Below are 17,425 nucleotides of genomic sequence, written 5' to 3' on the forward strand. Positions count from 1 at the left end.
TCTATATTGTTAAAGAGCTTGCTTCGTAAGCTTTGCTATCGAAGCGGAGGCGTATTCTAAGGAATTAATTCTTAGTGTCAAACACTTTTTTAAATTAATTTTTAGAAGCTTTTTCTTTCGCCTCATTGCCAACCGCTTTTGCGTTTCCGCTTTGCCCTGACAACGGAGGCGCATTATAGGGAGATGATTTTTCTTGGCAACCCTTTTTTAGAAAAAAACTTAAAAAAAAGCGTTGAGTGATGAAATCTCACTCAAACGCTTATTTTTAGCACTTAGTTGTTAACTTCAAGTAGCAAATAGGCAATCAATATGTGTCTATCCAAGACTCTTCAAAGCTAGCGATATCCAGATCCAGTGATTGCGCCGCTTCTATTTGTTCAATTGCCTCTAATTCTTTATTTACACTGCTCATCGTTAATGTGTTGTTGTCTAACTCAAACACCTGACTTTGAGTCGTATAGTAGAACTTAAGTATCGTCAGCGCTTTTACATCGTGCTCAACAGAAGCGGCTTTAATGCTTTTCAGTTTGCGAAAGATCTTGTTGTGCAGTTGCTTGAGTTTCCAGACATACAACACTTCTTCCATATAAGGGCGTGTTTTGAATTGGTTCAACAAAGACAGTGAAGTGGCTAAGGCGAGCACAACACCAATTAAGTTCCAATGAAAGTTCCCCGTCGATTGTTCAGGTACTACATCTGTATTACCGAACAAGATAATTAATAAAGTACTAAAAACAAGAGAAGAGATCGCAAGCAAGGCAACAAAGCCACCAATCACTAGGTTGACCTTCTTTCTATAGACTTGTTTGTTTATTTTTTTGATTTCCATATACCGCTCCTAACAGGTTGCCTCTATTCTAACCAGCACACTCCTTACGACAATCGAAGCTTTGTAAGTAAGTTCACATTTGCTATTAAACTCGCATCCCTTCCCTGCTTGGGTATATACTTCCGCGCATTCACTCTTCCTATATAGAGGCTAAATTCATGCGCTCTTTTGTTTTACGAGCTCGCGCGGCGCCAACCACCAGCAAAGCACTGTTAGAAGGTGTTGGTAATGAAGCGCATACAGAGATTCTTGCTCATACCATGATGAACACTATGTTCGTTGCTCAATCGCACCGCGAAGATGTGGTTGTGCACTTGGTTTTAGAAAGCACAAAAGATTTCTCACGTACCATTACCATTCGCTCCAACGACATAACCAACATTGGCGGCTTCCATGAGTCAACTTTGATTGCAGCGGTGGCTCGCGCTTTAGACGCTTCGGTTGGTATGGGTAAAGAGCAGCTTCGTGAAGTCGAACCTGGTATCACCGTTCGTACAGTCAGCTTTGAACGCTTAGTGCAAGAACTGGCAGAAGATCACCAACTATATATGTTGGATAAAAAAGGCGAATTTGTTCGTGATGCAGAAATCGGTGGAAACCCATGTTTCTTGCTAACTGACCATATTCCGATGCCGAAGAAGTCTTTTAACAGCTTAAAGCGCCTTGGCACAGAGAAGATCAGCTTAGGTCCTAAGATGCTGTTCGCTTCTCAGTGTGTGGTATTGATCCACAATGAGTTAGACATTCGCGAATTTTAATTCTCACGAGTTAAAAGAAAGAGGACTCCATTGAGTCCTCTTTTTGTTTCTATAGGAATGCCGGAGTTATTTACCGCCAATGCTCAAACGAGCAAAACGAACGTCTGGCGAGAAGAAAGTGCGGCTATCGTTAATTAACTGAGCATCACCCACAGCCTCAACTTCTTGCAGCATCTTGTAGAAGTTACCCGCTACAGTGATACCACGCACTGGTTGAATGCGCTCACCATCACGGCACAAGAAGCCACTCGCACCAAACGAGAAATCACCACTCACCGCATCCGCGCCAGAGTGAACACCCTGCAGTTCGACTAACTCTAGGTACTCACCCGCTTTCACTTCTGACGCACTACTGTTACCCGTCGCAATCACTTTGTGATTCGCTGATACGTCTAGGCTCGATTTTGCACCGCGAGCAGCACTTGCTGTCGAGACTGCGCCCAAGTAACTTGCGGTCTGGCTGTTGTGTAGCAAGGTTTTCAACTCACCATTAGCAATCATCACATTGTCTTGAGTAGCAAAGCCTTCACTATCAAAACTTGCGATTGCCATACCATTTGGCATGTAAGCCGTATCAGTAAAGGTAATTAAATCACTCGCAACACGTTGACCAAGCTTATCACCCAGTGGCGTAATGCCTTTCATCGCGCTTACGCCAGAGAAAGCACTGCCGAAAGCACCGAATAAACTTGCTAGCGCATTGATATGGAAGATAGCAGGGTAGTTACCCGTCGCAACCGGTGCACCTTCAAGAAGATCTCGAGCAAGGTTGTAACCGCCTTCGATACAGTAAGCTGGATTCAACTCATCAAAACGGCGACCAAGTGACATTCTACCCGCCATTGACTGTTTGCCGTCTTTTTCAAACAAGGTATACGCGTAACAAGTGAACGAGCGCTCGAAGTGTTGACACAATGTGCCTTGAGTATTGGCAATGATCAGTTGTGTTTCGCCATCGCTGTAACCATTGTAAGGTGCGCTAGAGGCGTGAGGCAGAGCTACTACACCTTGCTCAAGTGCGAGAGACAGTTCGATTTTTTCGTCAACAGAAGTTGTATCTTCTTGCGCAATCTCAGCAACATCAGTCGCGATTTGGCTGTTCACGCAGCTAATCGTCTGATGTTCATCTTGCTTGGAAAAGCGAGCGCTTTGCAGTGCGTTGGTCAGCATCAAATCTAAGCTTGGTTGCTCTAAAGACTCAGAATAGCTTGTTGCAACACGCGCATCTTTCACAACACGAACACCCAGAACTTGGCTTGAGCTTACTTTGTACTCATCCAGCTTTCCTTGGTTCGCTTTCAAAGAAAAGCTGCTGTTGCGGTTTACAATGACGTCCGCTTCTGCACCTTGGCGTTTTGCTTCTGATAGGACGTAATCAACCGCATTAAGAAGTTGTTGTTCTTGGCTCATTAGTTACCGCCTCCTACCAGAATGTTATCTACTTTCAGCGTTGGCTGACCGACTGTTGTTGGCACTGAACCACTCACGGAACCACACATGCCCGGCGCAAGCGCCATGTCTTTGCCGACCATGCTGATTTCTTTCAGCACTTTTGGACCCGTGCTGATCAGCGTTGCAGTTTTCAGAGGCTTAGTGATTTTGCCATTTTCAATGAGATAAGCTTCACGAACGGCAAAGTTGAACTCCCCCGTACCCGGTTGAACCGAGCCGCCGCCCATCTTCTTCGCATAGATACCACGCTCGATGCCTGTCAGCATGTCATCAAGTGAATGCTCGCCTTCTTCGATAAAGGTGTTACGCATACGCGAGGTTGGTGCGAACTTGTAGTTTTGACGACGACCAGACCCCGTAGGTTCGCAACCTATCTTCATGCCCCCCATTTTATCGACCATGAAGCTGGTAAGCTTACCGTCTTTGATCAATTGAGTGCGCTGAGTCTTCATGCCTTCATCATCAACATGAATCGAGCCCCATTCGTTAGTCATGGTGCCATCATCGACTGCATTCACTGCGGTGTGAGCAACCATTTCGCCCATCTTGTCGTGGAAGACTGATGCTTTCTTCGCAACTGAAGTGGTTTCTAACAAGTGACCACATGCTTCATGGAAGATAACGCCACCAAAGCCGTTACCAATCACCACCGGCATTTCACCCGATGGACAAGCATCCGCACCAAGTTTAACCAACGCTTGCTGCGCGATAGTTTGACCTAGCTCTTTGGCATCAAGCTGTTCACTGAACTCCCAACCAGCAAGAGCGCCAGGACCTTCCATACCAGAAGACTGCTCATTACCTTTTTGAGCGACGGTATTACCAGCAACTCGTATGTAGTGACGAGTATCGTCAACGTGTAGACCTTCTGAGTTGAAGATAGACACTTGTTGTTCGCGCTGAAGCACACTGCCGATGAACTGGCTGATATGTTCACTCTCTGCGCGTGCGGCTTGGTCAACTTGCAATAAGAAAGCAATTTTAGAATCTAGGTTAGCGTCTTTGCCAAGTGGCATACGACAACCATGTTGAATTGGGTAGCGGTTCAGATTGAGAGAACCTGCTGAGGCGATTTGCTCACGCTTGTCTTTTGCTGCAAGCAGTGAGGTTACGCGTTTAAGCTCGGCTTCATCGGTGCTGTTGGTGTAACCGTAAAGCACTTTATGACCGAAGAAGAGACGAATACCGATACCAAAATCGATACCCGAGTTCACCTTGTCCACCTCACCAGATGCGATCTGGACAGTGTTGGTTTGATGGTGTTCAACGAATAGCTCAGCGAAATCAGCCCCTAAAAAGAGGGCATGATCGATCACCGCTTTCGCTGTTACAGAATTAAGCATGAAATCTCCTTGCTCGTTGATCGTCCTAGCCTTCCCCACCTTTGAGTTAGACTTTGTGTATAACAGTCACAACCTAAATTGGATGACTCAAAAGCATATTGGCAACGCGTTAAACATTAACACTTTTTTAACCTTGTTTTATGCTAATCCTTGCTAAATCAAAGAACGAATCGTTACTTATTATGTCGACATCTCACTATTAGATAGTGTCTTGAACTGCCAGTTTCAATGCAGCACGTTATTTACACTAAATTCTGCCACCACATTGCTGTTGGATTCACAAAATAATTAGGGTTCCAGCTAGGCAACAAGCGAAAGAGTCCCATGAGCATAGTTAGCCTATGTGATTGGGCGAGTGAGCGCAGTTAACAACGCTGGGGGGCTAATTACGAAGAGAATCCAGTTCTCATATTTAAATGATGACTCTCTCTAGCCATAAAAAAACACGTGCACCGTAACTGAGTGAACTGCTATTATCTTGACGAAATAGTCGGGGGGCCCATGCAGTGAATGCATCGGCTGAGATCGAAATTCGAGACCCGTTGAACCTGATTCAGTTAGCACTGACGTAGGGAACTATCAATCACTTTGCCACTAGCTTGCCTTGAGTCTCTACCAGTGCAGCTAGCCCAATGGATCCGATCACCGATCTTCCCTTGCTTGGCCAAGTCAGTTCCTGTACGTCTTGTAATAGGAGCGACCATGGCGCAGCAGTCAAGCCAAGAAAAACCATCAACACAGCCACAAGCAGCAACTTCAACAGACACACCGATTGTGTTAACGATTGCAGGTTCTGATAGCGGTGGCGGCGCAGGCATTCAAGCCGACATAAAAGCGATGTCCGCAACCGGCAGTTTTGCTTGCTCGGTAATCACGGCGATTACTTCGCAAAATACCCAAGGCGTTTCTGCGATTTTCCCAATCCCTCTCGACCATGTAGAGAGCCAACTTGATGCGGTATTTACCGACCTCAACATCGTTGCAGTTAAAGTGGGCATGCTGGCCGATTCCAATATCATCAAAGTCGTTGCAGACAAAATTAAACAATACCAGCCAAAACACCTCGTGATTGACCCTGTTATGGTGGCCACCAGCGGCGATCTATTACTGGAACAGTCGGCAATCAGCACTTTAAAAGAAGAATTGATTCAGCTCGCAGACATCATTACCCCTAACCTACCTGAAGGTGCAGCATTGACAGGTAAACCAGTTCCTCAATCAGAATCTGAAATGAACGATATGATTGCTGACTTGCGCGCATTAGGGGCAAAAGCGGTGCTGTTAAAAAGCGGTCATCTGGAAAAAGACGAAAACAGCAACGATCTGCTGATCATGCAAGACAATGCCGAGTTAATTAGCGCTAAACGCTTTCCAACCAAAAACACCCATGGCACAGGCTGCACGCTGTCTTCTGCTATCGCGTCTTACCTTGGTCAAGGCAACAACCTGCACAAAGCGGTGCACCTAGGTAAGCAGTACATCAGCCAAGCTATCGCACACGCTGACGAATTGGATGTCGGTAAAGGTCATGGTCCTGTGAACCATTTTTTTACAGGTCACACGCATGTGCGCTAATGCACTCGGCATTCAGCTTACCGAAGCAAGTCTGCAATACAAAGACAGCCAAACACCAACATTAGCAGGGTTGAGTATGACCATCCCTGCCAATCAATGGACGGTGTTACTTGGTCGCAGTGGTTGCGGAAAAACGACGATCCTTCGTTATCTAGCGGGTTTGTTAGACGACAAAGTCGAATGGCATGGCGAGTTAACGACCACGGATGGCATCACCTTACACAAGCGTATTGCCTACATGGCGCAGCAAGACTTGTTGCTGCCGTGGTTAAATGTGTTAGACAACGTCTGCCTAAGTTCTCGATTTTCTCAAGATCAAGCACCAGAACAAAATAAACAACGTGCACTGACTTTACTCAGCCAAGTGGGACTCGCCGATTACGCGGATGCTAAGCCAGCTCAGCTCTCTGGGGGCATGAGACAGCGCGTTGCCCTTGCTCGCACTCTGATGCAAGACAAGCCTCTGGTTCTGATGGATGAGCCTTTCTCTGCGTTGGACGCGGTTACTCGTCATAAGTTGCAAACCTTGTCTGCCGAATTACTGAAAGATAAGACGGTTGTTCTTATTACCCACGACCCACAAGAAGCGGTGCGATTAGCTCACCAACTCTATGTATTGCAAGGCACGCCTGCGCAAGCTCAGCACTTGGTTGTTCCGGATTCCAAGCCACCACGAGTTCTCGATGGAGAATGCGCCGCGCTTCAACAAGCGATTTTGGATCAATTGGAAAAAGACTATGAGTGATATGACTCAGTACAACTCCGTTTCGGCACGTATTAATAAAAAAGAACGCGTGACCCATCCGGCTCTGCGCTTGGTCATAAGCACTGCGGTGATCTTGGGATTGTGGCAGTTGGTCGTGGTGATATTCGATATGCCAAGCTTCATCTTACCTTCACCTATTGAAGTGCTGGATAGATTGGTCACTCGTTACGATGTATTGCTCAAACATACTTGGGTTACTGCGCAAGAGATTTTACTTGGCTTGGCGCTTGGATTATCGATGGGTTTGCTGTTCGCATTGCAAATGCTGATGTTCGAGCCGCTGAAGCGTTGGTTACTGCCAATTCTGATTGCTAGCCAAGCGATCCCTGTGTTCGCCATCGCGCCAGTGCTCATGCTTTGGCTCGGTTACGGCATTGCTTCAAAAGTTGTTATGGCGGCAATCATCATCTTTTTCCCCGTCACAACATGTTGCTACGACGGTTTGCGCAATACACCAACAGGTTACCTCGACCTTGCCAAGACCATGGGCGCGTCTAAATGGCATTTACTTCGTCATATTCAATTGCCAGCCGCACTACCAACGTTAGCTTCAGGTATTCGTGTTGCCGTCGTTATTGCGCCAATTGGAGCAGTGGTCGGTGAGTGGGTAGGTTCAAGTGAAGGCTTGGGTTACCTGATGCTCCAAGCTAACGCTCGCATGATCATTGATGAGATGTTTGCGGCGCTGTTTATCCTCGCTGTGCTGTCTATCGCACTCTACTTCATCACCGATAAATTATTGAAAAAAGCCATCCCTTGGGAAAGCAAGTAATTGCAGAAAATAACCAAAGGAAATTGGGAAAGAAAAGGAAGAACCCCGTGAATAAAAACAAACTTATGAGCACTGCTGCTCTACTCGCTTCAGTGGTATCAACCAACGTACTTGCTGCTGAAAAAGAGATGACACTTATGCTGGATTGGTTCGTCAATCCAAACCATGGTCCTATCGTGATTGCCAAAGAGCGCGGTTACTTCAAAGAACAAGGTTTGAAGGTCAACATTCAAGAGCCTGCAGATCCAAGTACGCCACCTAAGTTGGTCGCTGCTGGCAAGGTCGACATGGCGATTTCTTACCAGCCAAGCCTAACTATCGATGTCGCGGCGGGTTTGCCATTAATCCGCTCTGCGACTTTGATTGCTACGCCACTCAACACGCTGATGGTGTTGGACAACGGTAAGAATGAAAACCTTGGCGACTTAAAAGGTAAGAAGATCGGTATTGCGATCGCAGGCAACGAAGAAGCAACAATCGGCACTATGTTAGCTCAAGAGAATGTGAAGTTTTCTGACGTACAAATCATCAACGTAGGTTGGGCGCTGTCTTCCTCTCTTGCGTCTGGCAAGGTGGATGCGATTTGGGGCGGTCTACGTAACTTCGAAACCAACCAACTTGCACTAGAAGGTTATAAAGCTAAAGCCTTCTTCCCTGAAGAACACGGCGTGCCAGCGTATGACGAGTTAGTCTTCGTAGCCAATGCAAAAACCTACGACAAAGAAGCCATCAAGGCATTCAACAAAGCACTGGAGCAAGCGACCACTTACATCGTTAACCATCCAAAAGAATCTTGGAAAGAGTTTGTGGCTTATTCACCAGACACCCTCAACAACGAGCTTAACCAGCGCGCTTGGAATGACACACTAACTCGTTTCGCTCTTCGTCCATCTGCAGTAGATCTGAAACGCTACGATGATTATGCCGAATTCATGTATTCACAAAAAATCATCGAAACACTGCCAAAAGCGAAAGATTACGTACCGAACTTTGACTAATTCTACTGACCTTAGGATCTCAGCCTAGGGTCTTTTGATAACGAGATACTCATAATGAAATACCAAGATTTGATCGACGCTTGCCGCCAAGATTGGCAAGAATACACTGAGCATGCTTTCGTGCAGCAATTGGCGCAAGGCACTCTGGCTCAGCCTTGTTTTTTACATTACCTAAAACAGGATTTTCTTTTCCTAAAACAGTACGCACGAGCTTACGCATTAGCGATCTACAAAGCGCGTACTTTGGATGACATGCGCCGTGCTCTCCCAAGCGTACATGCATTGCTCGATTCTGAAATCGCCCACCACGTGACTTACTGTGAGCAATGGGGACTGACGGAATCCGATTTAGAAAACGAGCCAGAAGATTTCGGCACGGTAGCTTACACCCGTTATGTGTTGGATGCTGGCATGACGGGCGATCTTGTTGATCTATACGCGGCACTAGCGCCATGCTCTATCGGTTATGCCGTTATCGGTAAGATGCTGATTGAAGATGAAAAGACAGTAATCGAAGGCAATCCATACGCAAGTTGGATCAATCTCTACGGTGGTGAAGAGTTCCAATCTGGTGTCGCAAAAGGTGCAGAACACTTTAATCAGTTATTGGCGGAAATCGACATCAATAGCCAGCGTGGTCAAAACCTGATTCAGGTATTCAAAACTGCAACGCGTATGGAAGTAGCATTCTGGCAACAAGGTCTGAATGCTCAGCAAGATTAATCGGAGAGTCTCATGTTAATTGAACAAATCACCCAAGCATTAACCGCAGTACGCCAGCAAAAGCCATTAGTCGTTAACATCACTAACTACGTGGTGATGAACAACACGGCAAACGCGCTATTGGCTATCGGCGCTTCTCCAATCATGGCGCACTCCAAGCAGGAAATGGCAGAGATGATGTCGTTCGCGGACTCACTGGTTATCAACATTGGTACCCTAGACAGCGTTTGGACACCTCGTATGAGCTATGCCGTAGAGCAAGCCAATGCCAATGGTAAAATCGTTATACTCGACCCAGTCGGTTGCGGAGCAAGCTCACTACGTACAGAGACATCACGTGAAATCGCACGCCTTGCAGACAAACTCATCATCCGAGGTAACGCTTCAGAAATCATTGCTCTCGCTGGTGAGCAAGCACAAAGCAAAGGCGTCGATGCGTTAGACAGCAGCGACGCGGCACTTGGTGCAGCCAACTTCTTAGTCACAGAGTATGATGCAAGCGTGGTGATTTCTGGCGAGACTGATTACATCGTCACGAAGGAACAAACCGTGCAACTGAACAATGGTCACGAGATGATGCCATACGTAACCGGAATGGGCTGTACACTAACGGCACTGACGGGTGCTTTTGCTGCAGTTGGTGATAACACCGGGCTTGTTGCTGCGGCGGTACTGGGCGTTGTTGGCGAGATTGCAGCAGAACAAGCTCGTGGTCCAGGTAGCCTACAAATGAACCTGTTGGACGAGCTTTACCAGTTGGATGAAGAAACATTGGCGAAGCGCCTCAAACTGCACGTGCAATAAGCTTTTATCTCTTTTAACACTAGCCTCTCAATCCTCTTTCAATGAGAGGCTTAAAGGAAACCCAATGAACGCCTATCGTTTATATTTGGTCACCGATGACCAACAAGATTTAGCCACACTAAAGCGTGTTGTGAGAAAAGCCGTGGAAGGTGGCGTGACTATGGTACAAGTCCGCGAAAAACACGGTGATGTGCGTGCGTTTATCGAACGAGCTCAAGCCGTGAAAGACATCCTTAAAGATACCGATGTGCCTTTGATCGTCAATGACCGCGTAGATGTCGCACTGGCTGTCGATGCTGATGGGGTCCACCTTGGGCAATCAGACATGCCAGCAATCATTGCTCGTGAGTTGATTGGACCAAACAAAATTCTCGGTTTATCTATCGAAAATGAAGAGCAGCTTGCAGAAGCCGACTCTCTGCCGATTGATTACATCGGTTTGAGCGCGATATTCGCGACGCCAACCAAAACCAACACCAAAAAACATTGGGGAATTGATGGTTTGAAGATGGCGTTAGAGACGACTTCACTACCGATTGTTGCCATTGGCGGCATTAACGAAAGTAACATTCCGCAGCTTAGCGCCACTGGTGTTCATGGCTTAGCTTTAGTTTCAGCAATTTGCCACGCAGAAGATCCAAAAGCAGCATCGGAGTCTCTATTGGGGTTGATGCGCTAACCTCGCTCACTCCAAAACAAAGTGCTTATGGATGAGCGCGTTTGCCTTTCATTACTTTCAACAGTCCCTCCTTTCACAACGAAGACTTGCGATGTCACTTTCACGCTCGAATTGACAGAGCGTTGATAAGTTTTTCACATCGATTGTCGTAAGATAGCCGCCTATTTTCGACTGCTGTATGACTTTTCATGAAAACAAAAAAATATGGTTTGATGATGCTCGCCTTGTTCATTCTTGGCATCATCCCGCTTTCGCTGTTTGCCTCGTTCCACGATCTTACTTCTCACGTTTCTGATGGTACTGGCATCCTATTCACCTTGCTGACAGACTCTGCAGGCAGCAAAGGCTTTTTAATTACCTTGACGTTGTTGGTGCTGTCCCTTTACCGCTTTAAACCATCTCGCACCGACTGGATGCAAAAACTGTCGATGCTGGGGTTGCTACTGGTGATTGGTTTTGCCAGCAAAACAGGCTTGAAGCTAATGACAGAAAGCCCACGTCCCTACACCGAATTGCTTGCTGCAGAGCAATTAATTGAACATCCAGAAGCGTTTTATCAACTAGAAACCGCTCAGCAAGCGAATGTGATTGGGCAGATTTCTGAGAAAGTCAGCGAATGGCGCACTCGCCACTGGCAAGGTGAAAAAGATTACTCTTTCCCATCTGGTCATACGATTTTCGTTTCAATCTGTTTAGCCTTCTTCGGTGGGTTATTTTTGCAGAATAAGTGCTATTTTTCTGCTGCAACTTTATGGGTGTGGGCTATGGGCGTAGCGTACAGCCGTTTGTGGCTAGGCATGCACAGAATTGAGGATTTGATTGGTTCAGTGGTGTTTGTCGCGGTGGTATTTACCTTACTACCTACGTTTCAAATTACAAAAAAAGCGCCTTTCGTTGCCTTAGCAACCAAGTAGAAGTCTTAAAAAATAGATAAAAAGAAGCCAGCAACTTGCTGGCTTCGTTCATTTTAAACATTGGATTCAAAACTAAGACTAAGCATTCTTAGGTGGTGTAAATGCCGTTAGCTCAAGGATTGGTCCTTCGTATTTCTCGATACGAACCAACGCAGAGTTTGCCGCACAACCGTTCGCAAGACGAGAAGTTGGAATATCTAGCGTTAGAACATTACAACCACCGTTTTTACAGATGCCTGTTTTCGGATCTAGATCTGGCCAACCACCTTCGTGAATACAAACAGAACCTTGCTTGATGCCATCAGTAACCAATGCCCCCACCAGAACTTGACCGCGACCATTAAAGGCACGAACAAGATCACCGGTCTTAATACCTCGTGCTTTTGCATCTTCTGGGTGGATAGAAATCGGCTCACGATCAGCAATCGCGTACTCTTCACGAATCTTCGCGTAGTTGAACTGGCTATGCAGACGATGCGCGGCGTGCGCCGTCATTAGCTGAAGCTCACCATCAGTGGCATTGCCCGTGTATTCTGTTGGCTCCATCCAAGTTGGGTGCGGAGGACAGTCTTCTAACTGGTAGCCTTCAATTGTCTTAGAGAAGATCTCGAACTTACCACTTGGCGTACCTAGTGGGCTCATAATTGGGTTTTCACGGAATTCAGCGTAACGTACAAACTGCGCGTTTTTCTCGTTCCACTTCATTTCGATCAACTGATTATCTTCCCAGAATTTACTGAAGTTTGGCATTGCGATGCGTTGACCACGACCGCCTTGCTGCGCTGCTTTATAGAAGCCATACAGCCATTCCATTTCCGTTTTGCCTTCGGTGTAAACATCACGTCCACCCGGAGCAAGCAATTCTGCCATATCCGCAAATACATCAAAGTCGTTACGAGCTTCACCTTGAGGCTCTACCACTTGTTTCATTGGTACTAGGTGTTGGTTACTGTAGTCACCTGTCATGGTCATATCGTTACGCTCAAACGATGTGGTGATAGGTAGAACAATATCCGCGTGCTTCGCTGCCGCTGTCCAGTATGGTTCAGAGATAACGATAAGCTCTGGTTTTTGCCACGCTTTGATCAAACGGTTGGTATCTTGGTGGTGAGTAAAGTTCGCACCGCCTGCCCACCAAATCATCTTGATCTCAGGGAACGTTAAGTCATGACCATTATGATGGTAGCTCATTCCTGGGTTTTCTAACGCTTCAACAATACGTGCTACTGGGAATGCATTAACAGAGCCAGAAACCGCCCAATCGTTACCCGCAGAAGATCCGCCACCTAGTGATGCTGAAATCGCAGGAAGCACACCCGCATCACGTGCAGGGTTACCACCGTTTGAGTAATGGTAAGAGAAGCCAAAACCACCACCCGGTAGACCAATTTGCCCCAGCATAGTGGCTAGCGTCACTAGCATCCAGTGGCGTTGCTCTCCGTATTGTTGGCGCTGCATACCCCAGCCCGCCATCAGCATTGTGCGGTTTTTGCTGAAGATGTCTGCAAGTAGCTCAAGTTGCTTAACTGGCACACCACAAATCTTAGATGCCCACTCTGCAGATTTCTCAACGCCGTCTTCTTTACCCATTAGGTAAGCTTCGAATACGTCGTAGCCTGTGGTGTATTTCGCTAAAAATTCTTTGTCGTGCTTACCTTGTTTCACAAGTGTATGTGCGATACCCATCATCATTGCCACATCCGTCATAGGATGCGGAGCGATCCATTCTGCGTTTTCGCCGAAGAACTCGATGGTTTCTGAACGCATTGGGTCGATAGCGATAACCGTCTTACCTGACTTCTTAAGCTGGTGGAAGAACTCAAGACCCGCACAGTCTGTTGAGCTCCAAGCGATTTTTAGGGTATTGATTGGGTTAAGACCCCAAAGCACCACAACGTCACTGTGCTCAAGAACCACAGGGTAAATGGTTTGCTGTTCGTATACTTCAATAGAACCTACCACGTGCGGCATGATCACCTGCGCTGCACCTGTAGAGTAGTCACCAAGGTGACCTGAATAACCGCCTGCCATGCTCATATAGCGCTGTAGAAGCGTTTGCGCTTTGTGCAATACGCCACTTGAACGCCAACCATAAGAACCAGCAAACACCGATTCAGCACCATGCTCTTTGCGAATGCGCATGTGTTGTTCGTGAATCAGTTTGTAAACTTCATCCCAAGACACGCGAACGAATTCATCACTACCGCGCACACCTTCTGGCACAGATGGGTTTGCCAAATAGCCTTTACGTACCATTGGGTACTTAACACGAGCTTTAGTATGAACTTGGTCAGGCCCCGTAGTTTGAAGACTGTTTGGTACCGTTTGTGGCAATGCGTTCGTGGTAGAAATCAGCTTACCGTCTTTCACTTCACATAGCATTGGACCCATGCGACCCGCTGTGAGTACACCTGAACCACGCTTATCGGACGCTAGCGCGCTCATTGGCGTCAATGAAGTGAAAGCTAGAGCACCAGCAGTTAGACCAGTGCCTTTTAGAAATCCGCGACGAGTTAAATTAGTCATAATCTTATCCTTCTATTTATCTATTAGTGACCAACCACATCTTTCGCGTGGTGCTGGAAGAACTTAGTCAAAATTTCTAGGTTTTCTGCTGAAATATCAGTGCGATCACCCATACTCTTCGCTACAGGACCCCATGCGTTCACAGTAAAGTGATTTGAAGGAATTTTCGCGTGGCAAGTTGCACAGTAAACGTTGTCCAACTCTTCCGCGTATGACCAAACTGGCTCTAGCGTATCAACGACAGGAGAATCAATCGTTGCCGTTAGAGTGACAGGGCGCCACTCGTTGCCATATACATCTGCCTTGAACTCACCAGCTTCAACTGCTTGTTGACCTTGTTCAGATAGTGTTGCGACAATCGCGCGTTGACCTTCACCCATGTAAAGCACTTGTTCTGCACCTTTCATTTGGAATGCGTTGATCTTAACCGTGCGGTTGTCTCCCTCAGCTTTCACAACGTCCAGCTTGGTTGTTGGATTCACCGTACCAAAGTCGCCCATGCTGATAGACGTCACTGGATAAACCACTTTCGCATCTGCTGCTGTCTTGGTTGTGAAGCTCATCAGTGTTTCAAACGCTTTGCTATCAAGTTCCGCTTCTGGAGCAAAGTGCGCTACACCTTTGTGACAGTCGATACACGTTTGGTCATTCGCTTTACCGTAAGCGTGCATCTTCGCCGCGTCACGTGATTGCTCGAACTCTTCCATTGCATCGAAATCGTGGCAAGAGCGACAGGTTGCCGAATCATTTTCTCGGAACTGCGCCCAAACCATCTCAGCAAGTTCAGTACGATGCGCCTCGTACTTCTCAGGCGTATCGATCTTGCCAGTCACGAACTCGTGGTAAATGTCTTTTGAGGCACGGATCTTAGTGATCAAGTAATCCATTGGCTCTTTCGGAATATGACAGTCTGAACACTCAGCTCGAATACCTTTAGCGTTACTGAAGTGCACTGAGCCTTGATACTCTTTGTATGGAATTTCCATAGAGTGACAAGAAAGACAAAACTCAGTGTCCGATGTGTAATGCATCACTGCTGCGGTGCCGCCTAAAGTTAGCCAGCCCACACCAATACCCACTGCCACCATTGCGGCGATATAACGTTTTTTAATTGACATAATTAGAAATAAATACTCACAAAGTTACATGCTTTGTCGCATATTTACCCCTTTAGTAGTAATTTCGACTTGATCTGAGTCATGCCTATTCTCTATGTGGTGACTTATTTTTCGTTATTGAGAGGCTCCTTACCATATTCCATTTTTTAAAAAAATCTTTCTTGACCAGACGTATTCGCCATAACGATAGATGTTGTTTATCAAAGCACTTTTGATATGTTTGTGTGAAATATGAAAACTCGATCACATGGAGGCGAATCGCACGTGCTATCTCAATCTATTTCTACCCCAAGAACCGAGCTAAAACCGCTCACTCAGGACAATTGGGATCTCTATCGACGTCTATCCAGTGATCCAGAAATCATTGCTCTTTGTTTTGATCCGCCAACAGAAGCTGACATGAGACAGAAATTTGAATCGCGTCTGCCAATATGGACTCCCCAAAGTGAACATTGGTTATGTTTGGTGATTTATGAAAAGTGCAGCTCACAGCCAATCGGTATCACTGGCTTTGTACTGCAAAATGGGATTGCTGAGGTTGGGTATTTGTTGTTGCCAGAGTTTTACGGTAAACAATTTGGTACCGAATCTCTTGCGGGTGTAATTGATTGGGCATTTAACCAGCACAATATCTCTGAGTTTTCTGCCACCGTGACGGAAGGTAACATTGGCTCCGAGCGAGTACTGGAAAAGTGCGGATTTAAACTTACTGAAATCATCCCTGAAGCCTATGAAATCGGTGGGAAAAAGTACGCTGATAGGCTCTATTCATTACAAAAATAATATTCACTACAAAAACAAGGATATGTTATGCAGAAAGTAGTCATCATCACCGGAGCCAGCCGAGGCATTGGTGCAGCAACTGCTAAGCGATTGGCAGCACAAGGTTATTCTGTGTGCGTAAACTATCGTACGCAGACTGACGCTGCCACACAAGTTGTCAACGAAATAGAAGAAAATGGCGGTAACGCAATCGCTATTCAAGCGGATGTTTCCAATGAGCAGCAGGTACTCTCATTGTTTGAACAAACTGAACAAGCGCTTGGTAAAGTCACTCACCTCGTCAACAATGTTGGAATCTTATTCACTCAATCTCGCCTTACCGACATGAGCCTTGAGCGCTTCCAAAGCGTGATGAATACTAACGTCACTAGCTGCTTTCTCTGCTGTCGAGAAGCGGCGAAACGATTTGAATCTGGCAGTGCCATCGTTAATGTCTCCTCTGCCGCATCTCGCTCTGGTGCGCCATTCGAATATATTGATTATGCAGCATCAAAAGGAGCAATGGACTCTCTCACTAAAGGGTTGTCTTTGGAATTGGCTGTGCAAAATATTCGCGTTAATGGTGTTCGCCCCGGCTGTATCTACACTGACATCCATGCCGACGGCGGAGAACCCAATCGTGTCGACAGACTCAGCGAAAAAATCCCTCTCAAACGAGGTGGCACTGTGGACGAAGTTGCCAATGCCATTTCTTGGTTACTGAGTGACGAAGCCTCGTATGTCACTGGCTCCTTTATCGATCTTGCTGGCGGAAATTAAGGAACAATCATGGAAATAAGACGAGCTACACCCAAAGATCTTGATGCACTATTTACGTTAAACAAACAAATCAGTGGACTTCACCATCTCAATGCTCCTGAAGCCTTTGTTGCCCCCTCGGAGCAAGACAAACAATTTCTTGCCAATGCTCTGGAAGATAAGGAACGTTTAATTCTAATTGCTGAAGAAAACCAACAAGCGATCGGTTTTGTGACCGCAAGCATTACGCAGAATGAAACCATTAGTTTTCTGATCAAAGACCCAATCTGCCGTATCGGAACCATAGTTGTAGATGAAAATCAGAAATCAAAGGGAGTGGGAAGTCTACTCATGAATCAAGTAGAGCAATGGGCCATTGAGTCAGGAGCCGTTCAAATTAGGCTGGAAGTAATGGAGTTTAACCAAGCTGCTCAGCAGTTTTATGACAAACTCAACTTTACGACGAGCTCGCGCATCATGTTGAAATGTTTGTAACGATCACGGCATTTAAGCGAAATTTACTATTAAAGCTAACCTGAATCGCAATTCTTTCTGGCACCTTCCTCCCCCTTTTTGAAAAGACGATATGATGTACGGATATACCCAAGTGACTTCAAGATGCGGGATTCAGAGCGTTGTCATTGATT

At 46.3% G+C, this 17,425-nt stretch carries 17 protein-coding genes and 1 riboswitch; of the genes, 12 read left to right on the forward strand and 5 right to left on the reverse strand.

Features of this window, described 5'->3' with window-relative positions:
• Positions 1–304: 304 nt before the first annotated feature.
• The gene (locus VHA02S_RS23010) at positions 305–829 is read right to left on the reverse strand and encodes a DUF3087 domain-containing protein (RefSeq protein ID WP_038898008.1); all 525 of its coding nucleotides are present in this window, start codon (positions 827–829) and stop codon (positions 305–307) included.
• A 158-nt stretch (positions 830–987) separates the two neighbouring features.
• Between VHA02S_RS23010 and trmY the strand changes: the two genes are divergently transcribed.
• On the forward strand, positions 988–1,587 hold the full coding sequence (trmY, locus tag VHA02S_RS23015) for a tRNA (pseudouridine(54)-N(1))-methyltransferase TrmY (RefSeq protein ID WP_005374282.1): 600 nt from the start codon (positions 988–990) through the stop codon (positions 1,585–1,587).
• Positions 1,588–1,653: 66 nt separating this feature from the next.
• Here the strand turns inward: trmY and VHA02S_RS23020 are convergent, their stop codons facing one another.
• Positions 1,654–2,997: a TldD/PmbA family protein gene (locus VHA02S_RS23020; protein WP_038898009.1), complete on the reverse strand. Its 1,344-nt coding sequence runs from the start codon at positions 2,995–2,997 to the stop codon at positions 1,654–1,656.
• Complete coding sequence (locus VHA02S_RS23025; protein ID WP_038898010.1) at positions 2,997–4,382, reverse strand: TldD/PmbA family protein; 1,386 nt, start codon at positions 4,380–4,382, stop codon at positions 2,997–2,999. Before VHA02S_RS23025 ends, VHA02S_RS23020 begins: the two co-directional genes overlap by 1 nt.
• 481 nt (positions 4,383–4,863) lie before the next feature.
• Positions 4,864–4,974, forward strand: a riboswitch (TPP riboswitch).
• Positions 4,975–5,084: 110 nt separating this feature from the next.
• Between VHA02S_RS23025 and thiD the strand changes: the two genes are divergently transcribed.
• From thiD to VHA02S_RS23065, 8 genes are all read left to right on the forward strand, one after another.
• A complete protein-coding gene (gene thiD / locus VHA02S_RS23030; RefSeq protein WP_038898011.1) occupies positions 5,085–5,957 on the forward strand; it encodes a bifunctional hydroxymethylpyrimidine kinase/phosphomethylpyrimidine kinase in 873 nt (290 codons plus the stop codon).
• Positions 5,947–6,702: an ABC transporter ATP-binding protein gene (locus VHA02S_RS23035; RefSeq protein ID WP_017189900.1), complete on the forward strand. Its 756-nt coding sequence runs from the start codon at positions 5,947–5,949 to the stop codon at positions 6,700–6,702. The genes thiD and VHA02S_RS23035 overlap by 11 nt, the downstream gene beginning before the upstream one ends.
• Entirely contained in the window at positions 6,695–7,495 is an 801-nt protein-coding gene (locus VHA02S_RS23040) for an ABC transporter permease (RefSeq protein ID WP_038898012.1), read from the forward strand. The genes VHA02S_RS23035 and VHA02S_RS23040 overlap by 8 nt, the downstream gene beginning before the upstream one ends.
• Before the next feature lie 47 nt (positions 7,496–7,542).
• A complete protein-coding gene (locus tag VHA02S_RS23045) occupies positions 7,543–8,493 on the forward strand; it encodes an ABC transporter substrate-binding protein (RefSeq protein ID WP_102949532.1) in 951 nt (316 codons plus the stop codon).
• Positions 8,494–8,547: 54 nt separating this feature from the next.
• Positions 8,548–9,216: a thiaminase II gene (gene tenA / locus VHA02S_RS23050; RefSeq protein WP_020195160.1), complete on the forward strand. Its 669-nt coding sequence runs from the start codon at positions 8,548–8,550 to the stop codon at positions 9,214–9,216.
• 12 nt (positions 9,217–9,228) lie between these two features.
• Positions 9,229–10,020, forward strand: coding sequence for a hydroxyethylthiazole kinase (gene thiM, locus VHA02S_RS23055; RefSeq protein WP_038898013.1), 792 nt, complete (start codon positions 9,229–9,231; stop codon positions 10,018–10,020).
• A gap of 64 nt (positions 10,021–10,084) precedes the next feature.
• Positions 10,085–10,699 (forward strand): thiamine phosphate synthase, encoded by a 615-nt coding sequence (gene thiE / locus VHA02S_RS23060; RefSeq protein ID WP_038898014.1) that lies wholly within the window; start codon positions 10,085–10,087, stop codon positions 10,697–10,699.
• A gap of 188 nt (positions 10,700–10,887) precedes the next feature.
• Positions 10,888–11,613, forward strand: coding sequence for a phosphatase PAP2 family protein (locus VHA02S_RS23065; RefSeq protein WP_009697284.1), 726 nt, complete (start codon positions 10,888–10,890; stop codon positions 11,611–11,613).
• 78 nt (positions 11,614–11,691) lie between these two features.
• Here the strand turns inward: VHA02S_RS23065 and VHA02S_RS23070 are convergent, their stop codons facing one another.
• Together VHA02S_RS23070 and VHA02S_RS23075 are read right to left on the reverse strand one after the other, a co-directional pair.
• The gene (locus VHA02S_RS23070) at positions 11,692–14,139 is read right to left on the reverse strand and encodes a molybdopterin guanine dinucleotide-containing S/N-oxide reductase (protein ID WP_038898015.1); all 2,448 of its coding nucleotides are present in this window, start codon (positions 14,137–14,139) and stop codon (positions 11,692–11,694) included.
• 23 nt (positions 14,140–14,162) lie between these two features.
• Positions 14,163–15,257, reverse strand: coding sequence for a NapC/NirT family cytochrome c (locus tag VHA02S_RS23075; protein WP_009697286.1), 1,095 nt, complete (start codon positions 15,255–15,257; stop codon positions 14,163–14,165).
• A 231-nt stretch (positions 15,258–15,488) separates the two neighbouring features.
• On the opposite strand from VHA02S_RS23075, the gene VHA02S_RS23080 reads away from it, so the two are divergent.
• From VHA02S_RS23080 to VHA02S_RS23090, 3 genes are read left to right on the forward strand one after another with little or no spacing between them, the layout of a single operon-like run.
• Positions 15,489–16,040, forward strand: a complete 552-nt coding sequence (locus tag VHA02S_RS23080) for a GNAT family N-acetyltransferase (RefSeq protein ID WP_038898016.1) — start codon at positions 15,489–15,491, stop codon at positions 16,038–16,040.
• Between the two features lie 27 nt (positions 16,041–16,067).
• Entirely contained in the window at positions 16,068–16,799 is a 732-nt protein-coding gene (locus VHA02S_RS23085; protein WP_038898017.1) for a glucose 1-dehydrogenase, read from the forward strand.
• A 9-nt stretch (positions 16,800–16,808) separates the two neighbouring features.
• Entirely contained in the window at positions 16,809–17,273 is a 465-nt protein-coding gene (locus VHA02S_RS23090) for a GNAT family N-acetyltransferase (RefSeq protein WP_038898018.1), read from the forward strand.
• The last annotated feature ends 152 nt before the right edge of the window (positions 17,274–17,425 follow it).

Origin of the sequence: Vibrio harveyi NBRC 15634 = ATCC 14126 = KCTC 12724 (assembly GCF_001591145.1) — a bacterium.
Classification (GTDB): domain Bacteria; phylum Pseudomonadota; class Gammaproteobacteria; order Enterobacterales; family Vibrionaceae; genus Vibrio; species Vibrio harveyi.